Below are 17,543 nucleotides of genomic sequence, written 5' to 3' on the forward strand. Positions count from 1 at the left end.
ACAATATGGATGCTTGGTAGGGGTTGGCTTGGTTTTGTAATCTTGGTAATGTTTAAATTTCTTATATGGTCTTTAACGCCTTGATTCAAATTGAGTTTTGTAGAATATTGGTTTTAGGCGTCTTTATGATTATTATATAATTAACTTGTTGGTAAAGTTATAATTCTGGTCTTGATTTATTCTTTGATAAATGTTATAAAAGTGTTTGGGTGAAATTTATTTCAGGAATATAGAATATTGAATATATAGTATAAGTTGAGCAGCAAGTCAGTAGGAAGACCTATTGATTGACATTTGCGAGAACTCAGCACTAGATGCTTCGCGAAAATTGGAGAGGGGAGTCTTATTACGGTGAGCCTTAAACCTGATTCACTACAGATAACTTACTTGAGCCCAGCTTGCCTTTTCAGGAGTGCGCCTCCAAAAGGGAGTGTTCAAGCGTCCAATTTGGGAAATTGAGCAATGGATATTGGGGCTTCAGAGAAAGGGTACTTTCAAGCAGATAATTACACAGAGACAATTGGGTTCACCTCGGGAAAAGAAATAAAGATAAGGTGATTCCTTAGGCTGTAGTCTTTGGAAAGGAGAGTAGGCTGAAAGCAGAACCCCCTTCCGTTTTCGGGCTCATTTCTGAAAATGAGCCCGAAAACGGAAGGGGGTTCTGTAAAATGTAAAAGTTAAACTACCAGAGCCACTGCGGGCAGAGAAGCCGGCCTTTGTTATGAAGCTTGATGCCTACAATAAGTTCATGGCTTCCGGCGCTGGCGTTGCTCAATTCTGAGGTGGTCAGGTCATAAGAATAGCCGATGTCCAGGATGTGGTTCACGTTCATACCGGTCATCACGGCTACGGCGTCCTGGTGCCGGTAAGAAACCCCAGCCCAGATGCGGTTGGCATAGGTGGTTTTCAGGTTGAAATCCACGGCCGCGGGGCTTGGGTTGGCCAACTTCACCATCACCGACGGCTCCAGGCTCAGGTCATATCTTATACGCAGGCGGTACCCGGCCGTCCCGAAGAAGTGGGGCTGCAACTCATGCTGGGCAGCATCCAGGCCTTCGTCTTTTTTGATTTTGTCGGTGAGCAATTGGGCCGCAGAAAAACCCACATAGAAATTGTCTGAATAGATCCAGGTCCCCAGGCCCAGGTCAAACTTGGTTTTGGTCAGTTGGCCGTGCTGCATGGCGGGGTCGTTTTCACGGCCCATCCGGATGGCGTTGCCGTCCAACTTGGACTGCACCAAACCACTGGCTATACCCACTGACATGTTAATGCGTCTGGTCAAAGGGTGGTGGTAGGCGTAGGTAGCAGTCAGGCTGCTGTTGCTCAACGGCCCGGTTCTGTCTACCTGTGCCATGGCCCCAAACCCGTGGTGTGGCCGCGACTTGTGGTATTTGTTTTTGCGGGAGTTAGCCACCGGCATCTTCGGAATGAAGCCTTTGCCTGTCTGCTGCCCGGTAGGCGCGTTCCGGTCACTGGTACCCAGCGACGTGTGCGCACTCAGGTAATATGTGACCGGGGCTCCGTCAATGCCTACCCACTGGCGGCGGGTGCCCATGCGCACATCTGTGTAGCTCTCAATGCCAGACAAGGCCGGGTTGAGCAGGTAATTGTTGAACAGATACTGGCTGTACTGCGGTTTCTGCTGAGCCGTGGCCTGGAACATGCCCAACAGCAAGGCGGCGAATAATGCAAGCTTTTTCATGGGTGCTTACTTAATAATAGTAACGTTGCCTGACAGAATGCGCTCTTTCCCGTCTAGCTTAATGATGTAATAATAGGTAGCAGCGGGCAGGGCTTGTCCGTTGGTGCGGCCATCCCAAGGCTGTGTATAGCCTTTAGACTCAAACACCTTGTTGCCCCAACGGTTGTACACCTCCACGGTGCAGCTCGGGTAGTCTTTCAGTTCAGGAATCTCCCAGGTGTCATTGAAGGTATCACCGTTCGGGGTGAAGCCATTGTGGACCTTGATTGGATCCAACACGTTCACCACCACTTCATCGGTAGAAGTACAGCCATCGGCGGTGGTCACTGTCACTTTATAGGTAATGGTTTTGGTAGGCGTGGCCACTGGGTTGGCAATTTTGTCGCTGCTCAAGCCGGTGGTAGGCGACCACTGGTAAGTTACCCCGCCTGAGGCCCGCAACTCCACTGACTGCCCCGTTTCAATGGTGGCGTCTGCGCCGGCATTGGCGGTGGCGCCTGGTACGGTTAACTGCACCGCCACGCGTTCACTGGCACAGTTCTGGGCTACTGCCTGCATGTACACCATGGTGGAGGCGGTCAGTGCCGGTGTAGTGTAAGAAGTTCCGGAATGTAACAACCTGCCGCCTGTGGCCTGGTCATACCATTCAACCACGGCTCCGGCGGTGGTGCCGCTGGCTACCACGGTGGCAGAATTGCCGGCACAGATAACCTGGTTCATAGCCGAAGGAGCTACTGGTAGCGGCGTGGCTGTCACTTGAATGGTATTGCTTTCAGAAACATTGCAACCTCCTGAAAGTACTTTTCTCCGGAACCAGGTGGTTCGCACCAACGCACCCGGCGTGTAATGTTGTTCTGTGTTGGTGCCTGTGGCCGTAATGAAACCTGCCGTTTCATTAGTAGTACTCATTTCCCACACGTAAGTAAATGTGCCAGTACCACCCGTTGGTAAGGAACCGATCAACCTGGCCGGCGCAGAGCCCACGCAGACCGTCTGTTCCCCGGAAACCGTGTTCTGGGCAAGTGCCTTCACTACGGTTACCTTCACAATGTTAGAAACCAAGGTGCTGGAGCCCGAACTTACTTTTCTTCTAAACCACGTGGTCTGGTTTAACACGCCAGGCGTGTAGTGCATGTCATCTGCGGTGCCGGGGGCAGTGGTGAAACCGGCCGTGGCGCTGGTGGTACTAATTTCCCAGCCATAATTGAAGGTGCCATCTCCGCCAAGCGGTGAAGAACCTAACAACGTCTCCGGGGCTGCACCCGCGCAAATGTTCTGATCAGCGGTAATGGTGTTCTGCGAAACAAGTTCGCTCACCGTCACTTTCACCACATTGCTGATGTTCTGACAACCACCAGACAAGACCATTCTTCTGAACCAGGTAGTCTGGGTTAACGGGCTGGAGGTGTAGGTTCTGGTAGCGCCGTTGGTGTCAATTGAAGTAAACGTGCGGCCATCTGTGCTTGACTGCCATTCATAGACATAAGCGCCATCGCCGCCAGAAGGGGTAGTGCCCGAGAAAGGAGCCGGGCGCGTGTTGCCATAAATCACCTGGTCGGCGGTGATGAAGTTGTTAGACATAGGTGGATTCACCAATACCTTCACTGGCGCACTTACCAACGGCACACAACCCCCGGATTTCACCACGCGGCGGTACCACATGGTTTGGTACAGCGTGCCAGGGTTGTAGTTGATGCCCTGGCTGGAACCTGACGCAATGATGAAATTCACGCCGTCCTGGCTGCTTTCCCATTGGTAGGTGTAGGTGCTGCTTCCACCCGTTGGGGTAGAGCCGGTGAGAAGAACAGCGGCCGTGCCGGCGCACACTTGTTGGTTTTGGGAAAGCGAGTTGTTGCCCAGAGGCTCCTGCACAGTTACCGCCACGGCAATGCGGGCGCTGGTGCAACCACTTCCTGCCAAGGCCTGCGCATAATAGATAACGCTTTGGGTGAGGTTGCCTGTGGTGAAAGACGTGCCTGCGGCCAGGGCAGAACCGCCGGTGGCAGCCTCAAACCATTGGTACGTCACTCCGGTCACCGGGCTCTTCACTACCAATGTCACTCTTTCTGCATGGCAAACCGTGGCGGCCTGTACCACAGGGTTGGCCGGCAACTGCGCCACCGACACTTTCACCACATTGCTGATCACATTGGCGCAAGCACCAGACGTTACTTTTCTTCGGAACCAGGTGTCTTTGGTCAGGGCAGCCGGCGCGAAATCCTTGCCGTCGGCGTTAGGGATAACCGTGAATCCAGACGTGGCGCTGTTGGTGCTCATTTCCCAGATATAGGTAAAGTCACCGGTTCCGCCCACTGGTAAGGTTCCCACCAAAGTGGCTGGGGTTTCGCCTGCGCAAATGCTTTGTTCAGCGGAGATGGTGTTCTGCTCTATGGCTGGCTGCACTTCTACTTTCACAGCCTCAGAATAGTCTGAGCAGGCTCCGGACGTTACTTTTCTACGGTACCAGGTAGTCTGGGTGAGCGTACCCGGGTTGAAATTAACCTGCGTGCTGATGATACCGGTGATAGGCCCAAAACCCGTTGATGCGCTGGTGGTGCTCATTTCCCAGGCGTACACAAAAGTACCGGTTCCGCCGGAAGGCACGCTGCCAACCAATTGCGGGGAAGTTGCGCCTGCACAGATGGTGTGCCCTGTCGGTACGGTATTATTAGTGATCACCGGGTTCACAGTTACTTTCACGGCCACTCTGGTAGCGGACGGGCAACCGCTCAAAGCTACGGTCTGAGCATAGTAAGCGGTATTAGTGGTAAGTGCCGGAGTTGTATAGGCATTGCCTTCATGCAAGAGCGTACCGCCGGTGGCGGCGTCAAACCACTGCACTTGGTAGTCTGAGTTAGCCGGTGTGGCCGTTACTACAGTAGAAGTGCCTTGGCAAATGGTGGTGTTAGCTACGGCAGCAGTTGGCACAGTTGGCAACGGCAAGACCGTCACTTTCATGGCCCCGCTGGTCAGTTGGCAGCTGCCGGAATAGGTGATGCGTCTGTACCAGGTGGTGGTAGAAATCACGCCTGGGGCATAGGTGGCATTTCTGAACGAACCTGTGGCATCAGTGAAACCGGTGGTAGCGCTGGTGGTGCTTTTCTCCCATTTATAAGTGAAGGTACCGGTGCCGCCGGAAGCATCGCCAAAAGACAGGGCCGGAACCGGCGATCCCGCACATACAGAAAGGTCAGCAGGCATTGTAATAGGCGCAATGCTAGGCGTCACTCCAATCTTGATTTCGTTGGAATAAGCTGTACACGCGCCCATTGTCACTTTACGACGGAACCACGTGGTAGCCGTAAGGGCAGCTGGCGCATAGTGCTGACCATTGCTTATGCCCGGAGCGGTAGAATACGTTTGGCCATCGGTGCTTATTTCCCAGAGGTAGACCGGCACGCCGTTTCCGCCTACTGGTTTGGTACCGGTAAGGGCGGTTGGCGTGGCGCCTTCGCAGATTTCCTGGGTTTGTGAAATAGTGTTGGTGGCAATAGGAGCCTGCACCGTGACTTTTACTTGCGTCCGGGCTACAGTACAGCCGCCCGTAGCCGTGCTCTGTACATAATAAGAAGTAGTGGTGGTGAGCGCCGGAGTTGTAAAGGCGTCGCCGGTGTGCAACAGCGTGCCGCCGGTGGCCGCGGTGTACCATTCATAAGGACCACCTGGCGCGGTGGCGGTTAACGTAGCGGTAGTGCCGCTGCAAATGGTCGCACTGGCAGCCGTGGGTGGCAAAGACAGTGGGTTCACGGAGACTGCTATTGCCTGTGAAACATCCATACAGCCATCAATGGTTACTTTTCTGCGGTACCAGGTGGTTTTGGTTAAAGTAGCAGGCTGATAAGAAACACCGGTGCTGGTGCCAGTGGCCGTTGTAAAGCCCGAAGTAGCGCTGGTAGTGCTCATTTCCCACAGGTAGGTAGGAGTGCCACCGTTTCCGCCGGAAGGTACTTCACCTTGCAGGCGCATTGGTGCGGTTCCGGAGCAGATGACAAGGTCTGGGGTAAGGATGGTGTTGTTGGCAACCGGCGGAACTACAGATACTTTCACCACATTGGAGAAACTCACGCATGTGCCGGAAGTCACGCGGCGGCGGTACCAGGTTGTTTGGGTGATTTTACCCGGGCTGTAATTGGCGGAGGTGCGTGAGCCGGCTGCGTTGGCAAATGTGGTTCCGTCCAAGCTACTTTCCCAAAGATAAGAGAAGCTGCCGGTGCCCCCGGTCAAAGGCGTGCCGGTAAGGGCAGTAGCGGTGCCTCCCATACACAAGGTGTGGGCTTGACCAATAGTGTTGCCGGCAATGGCGGGTTGTACCGTTACTTTTACTGCCGTGCGGGAAGGAGAAGCACAACCTTCCGGAGTGATAGCCGCTACATAATACGTAGTAGTGGTGGTTAAGCCAGGCGTTATAAACGTTTCACCGGTGCCCAAGGCGGTCCCGCCGGTAGGCTCAGCAAACCAGGTTGCCACACCGCTGGTGACAGTGGCCCTTAAAGTCACGGTGGTATTCGCGCAGGCTGTTACATCTGCAGCAATTGGGGCAGCCGGAAGCGGTTGAACAGTTACCGTCACTGCGGTACGGGCCGAGCTTACGCAGTCATTGGCTGAAACCGCTTCTACATAATACGTAGTGGTAGCTGAAAGCGCTGGAGTGGTAAACGTTTGGCCAGTAAACAAAGCAGTAGTGGCAGTAGGGCTGGCAAACCACCGGTAGGTAGAGCCATTGCCTTGGGCTTCTAAGGTAGCCGTGGTACCTTGGCAGATAAGCGCGCTGGCCACCGTAGGGGCCAATGGTAAGGCATTGATGGTGATGGTTTGGGTAGCCGTGCTGGAAGCGCCGCATTCATTCCAAACCTGGGCTTTTACTTCGTACACCCCAGGCTGGGTGAACAGAATGGTGGGGTTGGCTTGGTCGGCCATGGCTGGGTTCTCAAACCGGGCGTCTGCCCCTGCGGGTAAGGTCCACAGGTAACGGATAATGGTGCCGCCCTGCGCATCAAAGACCGGGGCATGGGCTGCGTTGGCCGCTGAGAAGGAAATGGTCTGAGGGCCACAGTAAGAAGCAGCAGCGGGTAGCGAAACTACCGGTTTGTCCCGGATCACAATCTCACGGTTGGCAGTGGTGACTCCGCAGGCGTTGGTGGCGGTCAGGGTAACCGTGTATTTACCAGAAGCAGAGAACAGGAACTCTGGATTGGCCGAGGTGGCGGTGCCAGAGGCAAAGGTCACGCCTTCGGCGGGTGAAATGGTCCAGTTGTAATTTACAAAGGTGCCCGGGGTCAGGTTCTCGGTCCGTACCAGGTTGGGGGCACAGCCATCGGTTTTATCTGGCAATAGGTTGAAAGCGGCTTGGGTGGGTTCCTGCACCAATATGGTTTTGGTGATTTCATCTCCTTGGCAGGATGGGTTGCTTCCCAAAGGAGTCACCGCCAGTTTCATGACGTACACGCCGGCCTGGTGGAAAATGATGGACGGCTGCTCAGAGGTGGCATTCCCGGTGGAATAACTCCAACCGGTGCTGGGCGTGATAGACCAGTTACGTCTGTAAGAGCCGCTGTTGTTAGGGTTGTTGCCGTTAAAGCCGCCGGTGGAAGTGTCCTTAAAATCTACCTTCTGGTTTACGCAAAGTGGGGAGCCAGGGCCAAAGCTAAAGCCCGCAACTGGTTTGGTAGAGACAATGATACCGCTGATTCTGGCAGGCGTGGTTAAACACTCATTAGACGCCTCTGCATACATAGAGAAACCGTTGGTGGTTCCTTTGGAAGAAATAGCGAAAACATGGGAGATGGTGTCGCGCAGGGTGGCTTGGGTAAAGTAGCGCGGGGGCGTTCCGTCATCAAACCAGATCTTGTAAGTAGTAGTGGGCGAATTGTTTTCTGTGTTGGTTATTTTGAAGGTAAATACGGCGGGGGCGCAGTCAGAGGTGTTTCCTGGGCTGGCCAGGCCAATTCCTGGGTTACTACCGCTGAAAACGGTGTAAGATGTGGTCTCCAAACAGCCAGATGCACTTTTAACCGTCAGCTTGAGGGTGAATTTCCCCTGCGTCTTGTACGTGTGGCTGGCAGTGGTGAAAGAAGCCGGATACGTATTGGAAGAGTTGTCTCCCCAATCAATCACATAAGACTGGTTGGTGGCCTGCGTGGAAGAAATATTATTGACCGTTAAAACATAGTCTTTGTTGCCCACTGAAGAAGAGCAATTGATGAAGTTAGCTCCATCGGCGTCTTCCAGTCTGGCATCTGGCGCGTCAACACAATTCTGGGCAAAAGAGGCGCTGCTACAAATAAACAGTAACAGTAATATAAGGTAAGTTCTTTTCAAATGCGACATAGCGACATTAAGAAATATTCAATGTTGGGCGAAAAATATAACTATAGAAACGGTAGCCTGAAGGGGGGATGCGTACCGGAAAGGAAGAAGTTATGCGCAGACCGCCAAAGCCGGGCGTCTGGATAAAAACAAGAATGAAATCAGGTGAATTGGAAGCAGAAAGGCCAGGGGGAACGGCTTTTTGGTGAAGGAACCTACTAAAGCTAAAAGAGTATAATTTTGTTTCATATACAAGATTTAAATAGGACTAACCTGTTAAGATTCAGAAGCATTCAACCAACTTGCAAAACCTGACCTGGTTAGAAAAGTGATGTTACATTGGCTAAATTCATGGCGGTAACAACTATATCTGAAACTTAAGTTCAAACCACTCGTTAATATTCGGATTTATATTTTTGCTGTGCAATATAAATATTTTAATACAGAATTAGATATAGGTAAGTGTATATTACTTTCGTCTATATTTGCTTAAATATTGTTCTATTTGCCTTGTGGCGGGCCTTCCATCTTTAGTTAAAAAGTATTTTATTTTTAGACGAATACAGGATTTGCCGCCGCCGTTTAAACCATTCCAAATACAGGATTCAGCTAAGAAAATCAGCGGTTTAACGGGCAAAATACAGCACTTGCCGAATAGGTTTAAAAATCAAAAAGCGCCGTGCTAATTTTACATCAGAATCACAGCAGAAACCGTCTGCTGAAAAAAATTGAAAGTGTGGGCAGCTAGCACGCCGGTGCAAACCGGCGAGCGAGAATTAACTGAAAAATATTGGGGGATATGCTTCAGGGTTTTGAGCGAATGTTTGGGCTGCCCCACTTTTTTCTTACCCAAAACACTTGTTTTGTTCAGAAGAAATAGTTTACCTTGTACGGGCTTAGATTCAACCGGAGAAATAACCCTTTCACCGAATTTCTGAAACCCTGCTGGCAGAAACAAGTACCTTTGTCACAAGTAAAAAAAGCAGAAACAGTCTGCTGAAAAATATAATGGAGCGGCGGTCACTCCCATGCAAATGGGGGCGTCAAAAAGATCTGGTGCCTATTGGGGGATATGCTACAGAAAACGTTGACATTTGTTCCGCCTGCTCCAGTTCTCAGAGAGCCTCTTCCGCTACCAAGCGGGAGAGGCTTTTCTTTTGCCCTTCGGCTACTGCCTATCCCTGAATTTATTTCGTAACTTTCTGTAAATGAAGCGAATGCGTCTATACTTTGGATGGAGGTAGAAGACTTCGGTTTTCGGGCTTGTTTCTGGAAATAAGGCCGAAAACGGAACCGCTTTAAGGCCTGGGCAGAACTTGCAGATACCAGCAATTCCATGGCAGCTTTTGCGTATCTTTGCCCATTATAGACACCCCACGCACCTATGAAGCAGCATTTAACGGAGAACGAACGCGAAGTCATCAAACTCATCCAATTCTTTAAGAAGCGCGGCGAGCGGCTAGCCGAGGAGGGAAGCCTGACCCAGGAACACCAGGACCTGAACGCCGCCTGCGAACGCCTCACCGAGAAAATCTACAACCACGCTGATTTCCGGCAGCAGGTGCTGGAGAAGCATGAAACCCTCAAAGGCATTATTGAGGACCACGCCCAGTGCCCCACCTGCAACAAAATGGACCTGCTCAAGAAAGTGGGCGTGGTCACCAATGAGGCCAACTGGAAACTCAACCGCTACAAATGCCGCCGCTGCAACATTGAGTTCACCTGGAACCGCCCCAACAACCCCTGGGACATGATTCCCTTTCTGGAAGTCTGCCTGCAGGAACTGGACAACAACATTGGCTCCGCCGAAATGGAGGACGAACTGAAAACCCGTGCCCAGGGCGCCCGCGACCACATGAGCCAGAGCCTGGAACAGCTCAGAACGGCCATAGAAGCCGCCGATGCCGAGAAAGCCGGCATGGAAGAAAAAGACAAGGAGATGGCCCGCATGCTGCATGACTTCAAGAAATACCTCATGATTGAGAAAATCAAACTGGAGCCCTTCAGCGAAAACTAAGCCGCCCGCGTTTTCCTTTTTCCTTTGGGGAAGGCTATACTTGTAAGCGCATAAAATAGAAACCCCGTTTTGGGGCTCATTTCCGGAAATGAGCCCCAAAACGGGGTTTCTTCATGATTTGGTAATAAACAAAATGCCGGGGCTTCGTACAAGGAGGTGTGCGGCAACCAGGCCGCGCGTTTATGCAACCGCTTTATGCCCATTGAGAAAGACAAAATCACCAATTCAGACGAGAGCCAAAAACTGCCCGACCAAAACCCCAGCCCCACCAGTGGCAATCAGTCTGAGGCCGAGGAGATAGCCAAGCCAGACCGCGGCGGCAGCGGCACCGAAGCCCAGGAAACTGACTACCTTGACACCGCCCCCGAAGGAACCAAAGCCGCGGGCAACGTGGCCGCCGCCGAGGAGAAAGACACCTGGGAACTGGATGGCAGCAACGCCAACAACCTGCGCACCAAGTAGCGGGCCAGCGGCGTTTTCGGGCTCGTTTCCAGAAATGAGGCCGAAAACAGAATTTCCCCGCTTTCGTTTACAAGAACTGTTGGAGTTTAACTTTAAACCTTAGCCTCATGAACAGAAACCACCAAAACCAAGGTTTCGGCCACCGCCGAAACCAGGACGAAGATCAATACCGCGGCGCCTACCGCCAAGACACAGACCGCCGCGACGGGGAATATGACCGCCTCAACCAGCGCAACAATTTCAACGACAATGACAGCCGGTATGACTACCGCAGCCGCGACTACTACGGCTCTGACCAGGACCGGCAGAGCGGTTCCAGCAACCGGCAACCAGACTTTGGCCGTGACCCCAACCGCCAGGGCGATCGCTTTGACAACCCCAACGTTTTTCCGGGGGAAAGCAATAACGGCCTTCGGGCTGCCGCCCGAAACTATGGCAACATGGGCAGCTACGGCGGGGCGCAAGGCTGGGGCTCTGCCAGAAACGGGTCGCATAGGCCAGATGACCAGGGCGGCAAGTGGGCCAGCGGCCATGGGCATGACCACCACAGAGAACAAGTGAACCGCCAGGTGTACGGCGCCTACCGTGACCACAACAGCTTTGCTGAAGGTGAGCGCGAGCAGTATGACGGCTCTGGCCGCTATGGCACCCAGGGCGCCGACAACACCCGCGGCTGGGAACCATCTGACCGCGCCGGCTCCAACGGCGGCGTTCGGGACATTGGCACCCGCCATACTTCGCGTAGAAATGATGACAGCCAGTATGAAATCTATGACACCGCGCAATCCCACTACAACCAAGGCCAGTACAGCCAGAACTTAGGCCAGGGCAACCATTTGCAGGTGGGCCATGACCAGGGAGTGTACCACGCCTACGGCCAACAGCAAGACGACAACTCTAGCCGGAACCAAGGTTATAGACAGGAAGGCGAAGGCCGCCGCGAAAACTCCGGCAACATGGCCGGTTCCCTCAGCTGGGGTAATGACCGCGATTTCAGGTCAGAAGAAGGCCAGCACCGCCGCTTTGACCCCATGTCTGGGCACGTGCGCGGCCAAGGCTCGCAACCACCGTCTAGGGAAGATTTCAGTTGGTAATATTTGAGATAGATTTTGAAAAGGCCACCTTTCATGGGTGGCCTTTTTTGTTTTTAGGCAAAGGAAATCAGCTAAAAGAAGTGATTTTGAATTTACGCGGTGGCCCATACCTAGCGGTTTTTAAGCGTGAGAGTGGAATTTTGGTTTTCCGTTTTCGGCCTCGTTTTCAGAAATGAAGCCGAAAACAGAAAATTGTGTCTCTAAGCTTTCACCTTGTTCGCGCATATTGGTGTTATTTCTGAAAACCAGGCCTTCCTAAATCTGGAAACTATAAGCTAAAAACTACCGCCCTTGTTGGTGTAATTACCAACAAGCACATGGACTTCCCATCAACCATTAAGGCGTCGTCTCAAAACTTTAGATCAACCCGTTTTTGGCTTCGTTTCCAGAAATGAGCCCGAAAACGGAAAGGACGGCGGCTGCTACCTTCTTTAAAATCACCCCTGTGGTCCTAAACTCGTCATGATGATATAATCTCACAAAAGGCTATGCGTTCTCTGTTGGCGGGTTTACCTTTGCCTCAGCAAGTAGCGGCACACACCTAGTATGAACATTCGGAGAAGTATTTATTTTATGCTAGCCTTGGGTTTGGTGGGCTGTGAGCCTTCGCCGGCGCAACAGCAGGAGAAGTTAGAGGCTGAAGTGATCACGTTGCATGACTCGGCCATGGCCCGCATGGGGGAAATTTCGCTTCGGAAGGAAATGCTTGCCCAGCTACAGGATTCCCTGGGAAAGGCAAATCCGGAAATTACGCAGCAAGTAGCCCCGGCCATAGATTCTTTGGCGGCCGCCGATGAGGCCATGTGGAAATGGATGCGCGCCTACAAGCCAGACCGGCAGGAGGCCGAGGGAAAAACCAAGTACCTGGAGCAGGAAAAAGCAAAAATGGAGCAGGTCTGGCGCCGCATGGAAAACAGCCTGACGCGCGCCAAATCGCTCCAAAACCAGTTAAGCACACCACAGAAATGAGACATACATTCTTAGGATTGGCCTTCGGGCTGGCAGTTTTGGCGGGTTGTACGCAGGGCGAAAACGAAAAGGCGCTTCCCATTCTGGGGCCGCGCGAGCCGCAAGTGAAACTGGTGAACGGCCAGGAACAGGTAGACACGCTGTACCATTCCATCCCTGATTTCGCGTTCCTGAACCAGGACAGCGCCCTGGTCACACCCAAAACCGTGGAAGGCAAGATTTACGTGGCTGATTTCTTTTTCACGTCGTGCCCGTCTATCTGCCCCAAGATGAAAAGCCAGATGCTGCGCGTGTATGAGAAATACAAAGACAACCCGCGCGTGGCCCTGCTGTCACATTCCATAGACCCCACGCATGACACCGTGGCCGTGCTCCGCGACTACGCCCAGCGCCTGAACGTGAAAAGCAGCACCTGGCATTTCCTGACCGGCGACAAAGACACCATCCTGAATCTGGCCCAGAAGCATTACCTCACCAGCGCCATGGAAGATAAGACCGTGCCCGGCGGCTTTGAGCACAGCGGCGCGTTTCTGCTGGTAGATGAAAACCGCCACCTGCGCGGCCATTATGACGGTACAGACGCTGCATCTGTGGACAAACTCCTGAAAGACATGGACAAGTTGCTGGCCGAAAAGAAAGGGCAATAACATGCGGGGGCTTCGGAAAAGATACCTGTTTCTGCTGGCAGGCATAGGCCTTGGCCTGAACGGCTGCTTCACGGAGCGCACCGATGAAGGCAAGCTCCTCTACACCCGCCACTGCGCCAGTTGCCACTTGGAAAACGGCGAAGGCCTGCGCGGGGTCATTCCGCCGCTCCTGAACTCAGACTACACCCAGAAAAACCGGGCCCAGCTGGCCTGCATCATCAAAAACGGAATGCAAGGCCCCATTGAGGTCAACGGGAAACCCTATAACCAGGCCATGCCCGGCAACACGCAACTCTCAGAGGCAGACATTGCCAACGTCATCAATTACCTGCACAAAGAATTCAAATCACCGGCCACGCGCGTCTCCCTGGGCGAAATAAGGGAGCAAGTCAAGCTTTGCCCGTAGTGGGCTTATCCATTTCCTTGGCCTTACATTTTCTTACCTGAATTTTACTCCTTAGCATTTGAAAGGCTGGGCTGTGCTTCCGTTTTCGGGCTCATTTTCAGAAACAAAGCCAAAAACGCAAAACTACCGGCTTTTCGATTTATGTATTGAGGAGTACTATTCTGCTTGACAATTGGCAGTTGATGCGCCAGGCTTTTGGGGGTTTTAAACTAAGGTCATTTTGAGGCCAAGCCAAACGCCCGTTCATGAAAATGCCTGCGAAGATAACGGCTGGTGCCAATGTCTCTTCGCAGGCATTTTCATGAACAAACCTAACCTAATCTTACCGGCCGGTTGTGCCGGTAGTAGTTCCCGTGGTTACGGTGGTACCAGTCGTAGTGCCGGTGGTGGTTCCGGTTGTAGTTCCCGTTGTACCCGTGGTAGTTCCAGTTGTACCTGTAGTACCCGTTGTACCGGTAGTACCAGTGGTTGTGCCGGTTGTTCCCGTAGTACCAGTGGTTGTGCCAGTTGTTCCAGTGGTTGTTCCTGTTGTCCCGGTGGTGGTTGCATCTGTGGTGCCGGTAGTAGTGCCTTCCATGTCAGTGGTGGTGCTGGTGCCGGTGTCCATGCTGTTGGCGTCTATTGAGGTGTTATCGGTGGTGGTGCCGTTAGCTTGGTCTTCCTTGTTTCCGCCGCAAGAAGGTAGCACTAATACTGCTGCCAAGGCGCCTGCAGCCACCCAGTTTAATCCGTTGAATTTCATAGTTTTCATTTTATTTAGCGTTAAACAAACAAACAATTTATCCTACGAGTCTCTAAAATATTAAGCCAAATCAAAGCTGTTAAAACTCAGTTTTGTATGAAAAATACGTATTAATTCGGTGGTTTCTCAGATAAATAACATCAGGCAAATAGCTATAAAACCAGAAAGAATACCTGAGTAAAAGATTCACCAATTAAACTTTTGCGCACCAATCTTTGCCTTTAACATAAAAAGCGCATGTGCTAAATAAATTAGTTTTATGTTGCGAAATGAAATTTTAGCTAATATATTTAGCTATGGAAAACAGGCGCAAGCAAGACAAGCAGGAGGTGGTGCCCATTCAATCTGAGGGCTTCATTAAGGGACGAGGGGCGCAATACAATCCGGTTAACCCCTTTCTCAAGCAAGCCTATGTGAGCGACCATATAGAAGGGTTGGACGAGCCGTGGGAGAAGCCGGGCGTCACACAATTCTTTCAGGAGCACCCTAAAAAGATAGTGAATGAGGTAAAGTCCCCTGACTTGGGTTTGTCCTATTCCATGAATCCGTACCAAGGCTGTGAACACGGCTGCGTTTATTGCTACGCCCGCAACACCCATGCCTATTGGGGGTACGGGGCGGGCCTTGATTTCGAGCAGAAAATCATCATCAAGGAGAACGCGCCCGCCCTGCTGCGGGCCCAGTTGGAGAACCCCAATTGGGTGGTCAGGCCCATCATGTTGGCGGGCAACACCGACTGCTACCAACCCATAGAGGCCAAGAAGAAAATCACCAGAGGCCTGCTGGAAGTCCTGCTGCAATACCGCCACCCGGTGAGCGTCATCACCAAAAACGCGCTTATTCTCCGGGACCTGGATTTGTTACAGGAACTGCATGCCCACCAGTTGCTCCATGTGAACATCTCCATTACCACCTTGCAAGAGGAGCTTCGGCAAAAGCTGGAGCCCCGCACCGCTACCGGCGCCAAACGGCTGGCCGTGGTAGAGGCGTTGACCCAGGCCGGGTTACCGGTGAACGTGATGGTGGCGCCCATTATTCCCGGCCTCAACGACCATGAGGTGCCCGCCATTCTGGAGGCCTCGGCGCAGGCGGGGGCTTTGTCGGCGGCGTACACCATTGTGCGGTTGAACGGGGCGGTGGGCGAAACCTTTGAAGACTGGATTTACAAAGCCTTCCCAGACCGCGCCACAAAAGTTCTAGACCAGATCAAGGCCTGCCACGGCGGAAATTTAAACGATAGCCAGTTCGGGCGGCGCATGGTAGGGGAGGGGCAATGGGCCGAGACCATCAAATCGCTCTTTAAGATTTCGCTCAGAAAACATTTCAAGGACCGCATTATGCCCCCGTATGATTTCACGGCTTTCACCCCCAGAAAGGGCATACAGCTTTCTATGTTTTAAGGAACACAGACTTTTCTAGTTTTATCGGGCAAACCGCCATATAAACTTATAAAGCTGCGCTTTAACTGGCGGAACAGAAACCTCTGATAAGAAACAGGATGTGAAATATTGATACTTGTCTAGTGTCAGAATGGCAGTAGGGCTGTAAGCCTGAATGCCCCTTCAAAAACTGTCAGCCAAGAATAAAGCAGGAGCGATGGATTCTCGGGTAGGCGGTTTGGTAAGGTTCTTTCCTTTCCTCAGGAATTTGATCTATCTGAAAAACAGTGCCAAGGCCTTTGAAAAATGTTCCACGGGTTCATTCGCAGTTATTGGTACCGTTATTTAAGAAATTAGTAACCAAATGACTAAAGCATCTTACCGATAAATTTGCTTTAAGTACGAAAAAGGGAAGTAAGGGCGTTCTTTTAAAGACAGGGATGAACTAAGTATACGAAGTGAATTCTGGGAGGTTTTGAAGGCATGGCAGTATCCTTTGCCGGCCAGCTTTTTTTCAGGAGGCTTAGTGAAACAATCTGGCGGTTTGTATCTTTATGCAAAGGGAATTGACTTTAGCAACGCATAGTGGCAGGTAAGAATATCAAGCGCAGTTTCTTGTTTAAACTCATTGTGGCCTTGAACATAGGGGCGGCTGTGTTGCTGGTGGTGTCGCATTTTTCGTCTTACGTGAACCCGGCTGTTTTCTGGTCGGCCAGTTTGGTGGCCTTGACCTACCCCGTGCTGCTGCTGGTAAACGTGCTCTTTGTGTTGTACTGGCTCCTAATCAAAAGCCGCGCACTGTTCATTTCGTTGTTTGCCGTTTTGGTGGGGTTTGATAATTTGCGCACCCAGATTCAGTTCAACCTGGCCCAGCCCGAGGTGCCCGCCCAGGCGCAGAAAACCCGCGTGCTCAGTTTCAACGCCCGCCTCTTTGACCTCTACAACTGGACCGGCAACCCCCTCACCCGTGAGAAGATTTTCAAGATGGTGCAAGACGAAGCGCCGGACATTGTCTGCTTCCAGGAGTTCTATACCTCGGCCAAGAAAGGACGCAACAACCTGGACACCCTGGTGCAGCTGCAGCCCGCCAAGAACCAACACGTGGCCTACACAGAAACCCTGCGCGGCACCGACCATTGGGGCATTGCCACGTTCAGCAAATACCCCATTGTGGGGCGCGGCAATATTCTGTTCAATGAGATCACCAACAACATCTGTATTTTTACAGACCTTAGAATAGGACAAGATACAGTGCGGGTGTACAACGTGCATTTTCAGTCTAACCGGTTCAAGCGCGAAGACTATGAGTTCCTGGGTAACCCCAACGCCAAGCCCACCAATGATGAGAAAATCATGGCCTCGCGCAACATCTTGAAACGCCTGCAAGTTGGGGCTGTGAAGCGCGCGCAACAAGTGCAGGTGGTGGCAGAGCACATCAAGAAATCGCCGTATCCGGTCATTGTCTGCGGCGACTTCAATGACCCGCCGGCCTCGTTCACGTATAATACTATTAGCAAAGGCCTGCAAGACGCCTTTCTGCAGAGTGGCTGGGGATTGGGCAACACCTTCAACGGTTTGTTTTCTGTGTTAAGAATAGATTACATTCTGCATGACCGAAGGTTGGTGGGCTCGGGGTACAGAACTATCAGGCAGAACCTCTCAGACCATTACCCAATTGTCACCGATTTGTGGATGAAAAAGCCGCGAAAATAGCACCGGCTATTTAACGTAATAATGTTTCTGTTTTTGGGCTCATTTCCGGAAATGAGCCCGAAAACAGGTTTTCTTTTCCAAGCAGATTTGGCGGTTTTAATAGGAT

The 17,543-nt window shown here is 52.0% G+C and carries 11 protein-coding genes; 8 read left to right on the top strand and 3 right to left on the bottom strand.

Going from position 1 to position 17,543, the window contains the following annotated elements; genetic code table 11:
* Positions 1 to 682 precede the first annotated feature (682 nt).
* Together IMY23_RS00710 and IMY23_RS00715 are read right to left on the bottom strand one after the other, a co-directional pair.
* Positions 683 to 1,702, bottom strand: a complete 1,020-nt coding sequence (locus IMY23_RS00710) for a type IX secretion system membrane protein PorP/SprF (RefSeq protein WP_192820207.1) — start codon at positions 1,700 to 1,702, stop codon at positions 683 to 685.
* Between the two features lie 6 nt (positions 1,703 to 1,708).
* The gene (locus IMY23_RS00715; RefSeq protein WP_192820208.1) at positions 1,709 to 8,029 is read right to left on the bottom strand and encodes a gliding motility-associated C-terminal domain-containing protein; all 6,321 of its coding nucleotides are present in this window, start codon (positions 8,027 to 8,029) and stop codon (positions 1,709 to 1,711) included.
* 1,363 nt (positions 8,030 to 9,392) lie between these two features.
* Between IMY23_RS00715 and IMY23_RS00720 the strand changes: the two genes are divergently transcribed.
* The 6 genes from IMY23_RS00720 to IMY23_RS00745 all read left to right on the top strand — a co-directional run bounded on the left by IMY23_RS00720 (position 9,393) and on the right by IMY23_RS00745 (position 13,603).
* On the top strand, positions 9,393 to 10,025 hold the full coding sequence (locus tag IMY23_RS00720; protein ID WP_192820209.1) for a hypothetical protein: 633 nt from the start codon (positions 9,393 to 9,395) through the stop codon (positions 10,023 to 10,025).
* 195 nt (positions 10,026 to 10,220) lie between these two features.
* Entirely contained in the window at positions 10,221 to 10,487 is a 267-nt protein-coding gene (locus IMY23_RS00725; protein WP_192820210.1) for a hypothetical protein, read from the top strand.
* 107 nt (positions 10,488 to 10,594) lie between these two features.
* Positions 10,595 to 11,581, top strand: coding sequence for a hypothetical protein (locus IMY23_RS00730; RefSeq protein ID WP_192820211.1), 987 nt, complete (start codon positions 10,595 to 10,597; stop codon positions 11,579 to 11,581).
* A gap of 546 nt (positions 11,582 to 12,127) precedes the next feature.
* The gene (locus tag IMY23_RS00735) at positions 12,128 to 12,550 is read left to right on the top strand and encodes a hypothetical protein (RefSeq protein ID WP_192820212.1); all 423 of its coding nucleotides are present in this window, start codon (positions 12,128 to 12,130) and stop codon (positions 12,548 to 12,550) included.
* Positions 12,547 to 13,197 (top strand): SCO family protein, encoded by a 651-nt coding sequence (locus tag IMY23_RS00740; protein WP_192820213.1) that lies wholly within the window; start codon positions 12,547 to 12,549, stop codon positions 13,195 to 13,197. The genes IMY23_RS00735 and IMY23_RS00740 overlap by 4 nt, the downstream gene beginning before the upstream one ends.
* A gap of 1 nt (position 13,198) precedes the next feature.
* Positions 13,199 to 13,603, top strand: a complete 405-nt coding sequence (locus IMY23_RS00745) for a cytochrome c (protein ID WP_192820214.1) — start codon at positions 13,199 to 13,201, stop codon at positions 13,601 to 13,603.
* Between the two features lie 322 nt (positions 13,604 to 13,925).
* Here IMY23_RS00745 and IMY23_RS00750 read toward each other — a convergent pair whose 3' ends face one another.
* Complete coding sequence (locus IMY23_RS00750) at positions 13,926 to 14,354, bottom strand: hypothetical protein (RefSeq protein ID WP_192820215.1); 429 nt, start codon at positions 14,352 to 14,354, stop codon at positions 13,926 to 13,928.
* A 287-nt stretch (positions 14,355 to 14,641) separates the two neighbouring features.
* On the opposite strand from IMY23_RS00750, the gene IMY23_RS00755 reads away from it, so the two are divergent.
* Together IMY23_RS00755 and IMY23_RS20250 are read left to right on the top strand one after the other, a co-directional pair.
* Positions 14,642 to 15,745 carry a PA0069 family radical SAM protein gene (locus IMY23_RS00755; RefSeq protein WP_192820216.1) on the top strand — a complete coding sequence of 368 codons (1,104 nt, stop codon included), beginning with the start codon at positions 14,642 to 14,644 and terminating at the stop codon, positions 15,743 to 15,745.
* Positions 15,746 to 16,309: 564 nt separating this feature from the next.
* Positions 16,310 to 17,437, top strand: coding sequence for an endonuclease/exonuclease/phosphatase family protein (locus IMY23_RS20250; RefSeq protein ID WP_192820217.1), 1,128 nt, complete (start codon positions 16,310 to 16,312; stop codon positions 17,435 to 17,437).
* Positions 17,438 to 17,543 lie beyond the last annotated feature (106 nt).

It is taken from the genome of Rufibacter sp. LB8 (genome assembly GCF_014876185.1).
Classification (GTDB): Bacteria; Bacteroidota; Bacteroidia; order Cytophagales; family Hymenobacteraceae; genus Nibribacter.

Excerpts from the sequence above, each read along its gene's own strand:
- IMY23_RS00750 (WP_192820215.1), bottom strand. The coding sequence starts at position 14,354 with ATGAAAACTATGAAATTCAACGGATTAAACTGGGTGGCTGCAGGCGCC.
- IMY23_RS00730 (WP_192820211.1), top strand. The coding sequence starts at position 10,595 with ATGAACAGAAACCACCAAAACCAAGGTTTCGGCCACCGCCGAAACCAG.
- IMY23_RS00715 (WP_192820208.1), bottom strand. The coding sequence starts at position 8,029 with ATGTCGCATTTGAAAAGAACTTACCTTATATTACTGTTACTGTTTATT.
- IMY23_RS00740 (WP_192820213.1), top strand. The coding sequence starts at position 12,547 with ATGAGACATACATTCTTAGGATTGGCCTTCGGGCTGGCAGTTTTGGCG.
- IMY23_RS00710 (WP_192820207.1), bottom strand. The coding sequence starts at position 1,702 with ATGAAAAAGCTTGCATTATTCGCCGCCTTGCTGTTGGGCATGTTCCAG.
- IMY23_RS00735 (WP_192820212.1), top strand. The coding sequence starts at position 12,128 with ATGAACATTCGGAGAAGTATTTATTTTATGCTAGCCTTGGGTTTGGTG.
- IMY23_RS00725 (WP_192820210.1), top strand. The coding sequence starts at position 10,221 with ATGCCCATTGAGAAAGACAAAATCACCAATTCAGACGAGAGCCAAAAA.
- IMY23_RS00720 (WP_192820209.1), top strand. The coding sequence starts at position 9,393 with ATGAAGCAGCATTTAACGGAGAACGAACGCGAAGTCATCAAACTCATC.
- IMY23_RS00745 (WP_192820214.1), top strand. The coding sequence starts at position 13,199 with ATGCGGGGGCTTCGGAAAAGATACCTGTTTCTGCTGGCAGGCATAGGC.
- IMY23_RS00755 (WP_192820216.1), top strand. The coding sequence starts at position 14,642 with ATGGAAAACAGGCGCAAGCAAGACAAGCAGGAGGTGGTGCCCATTCAA.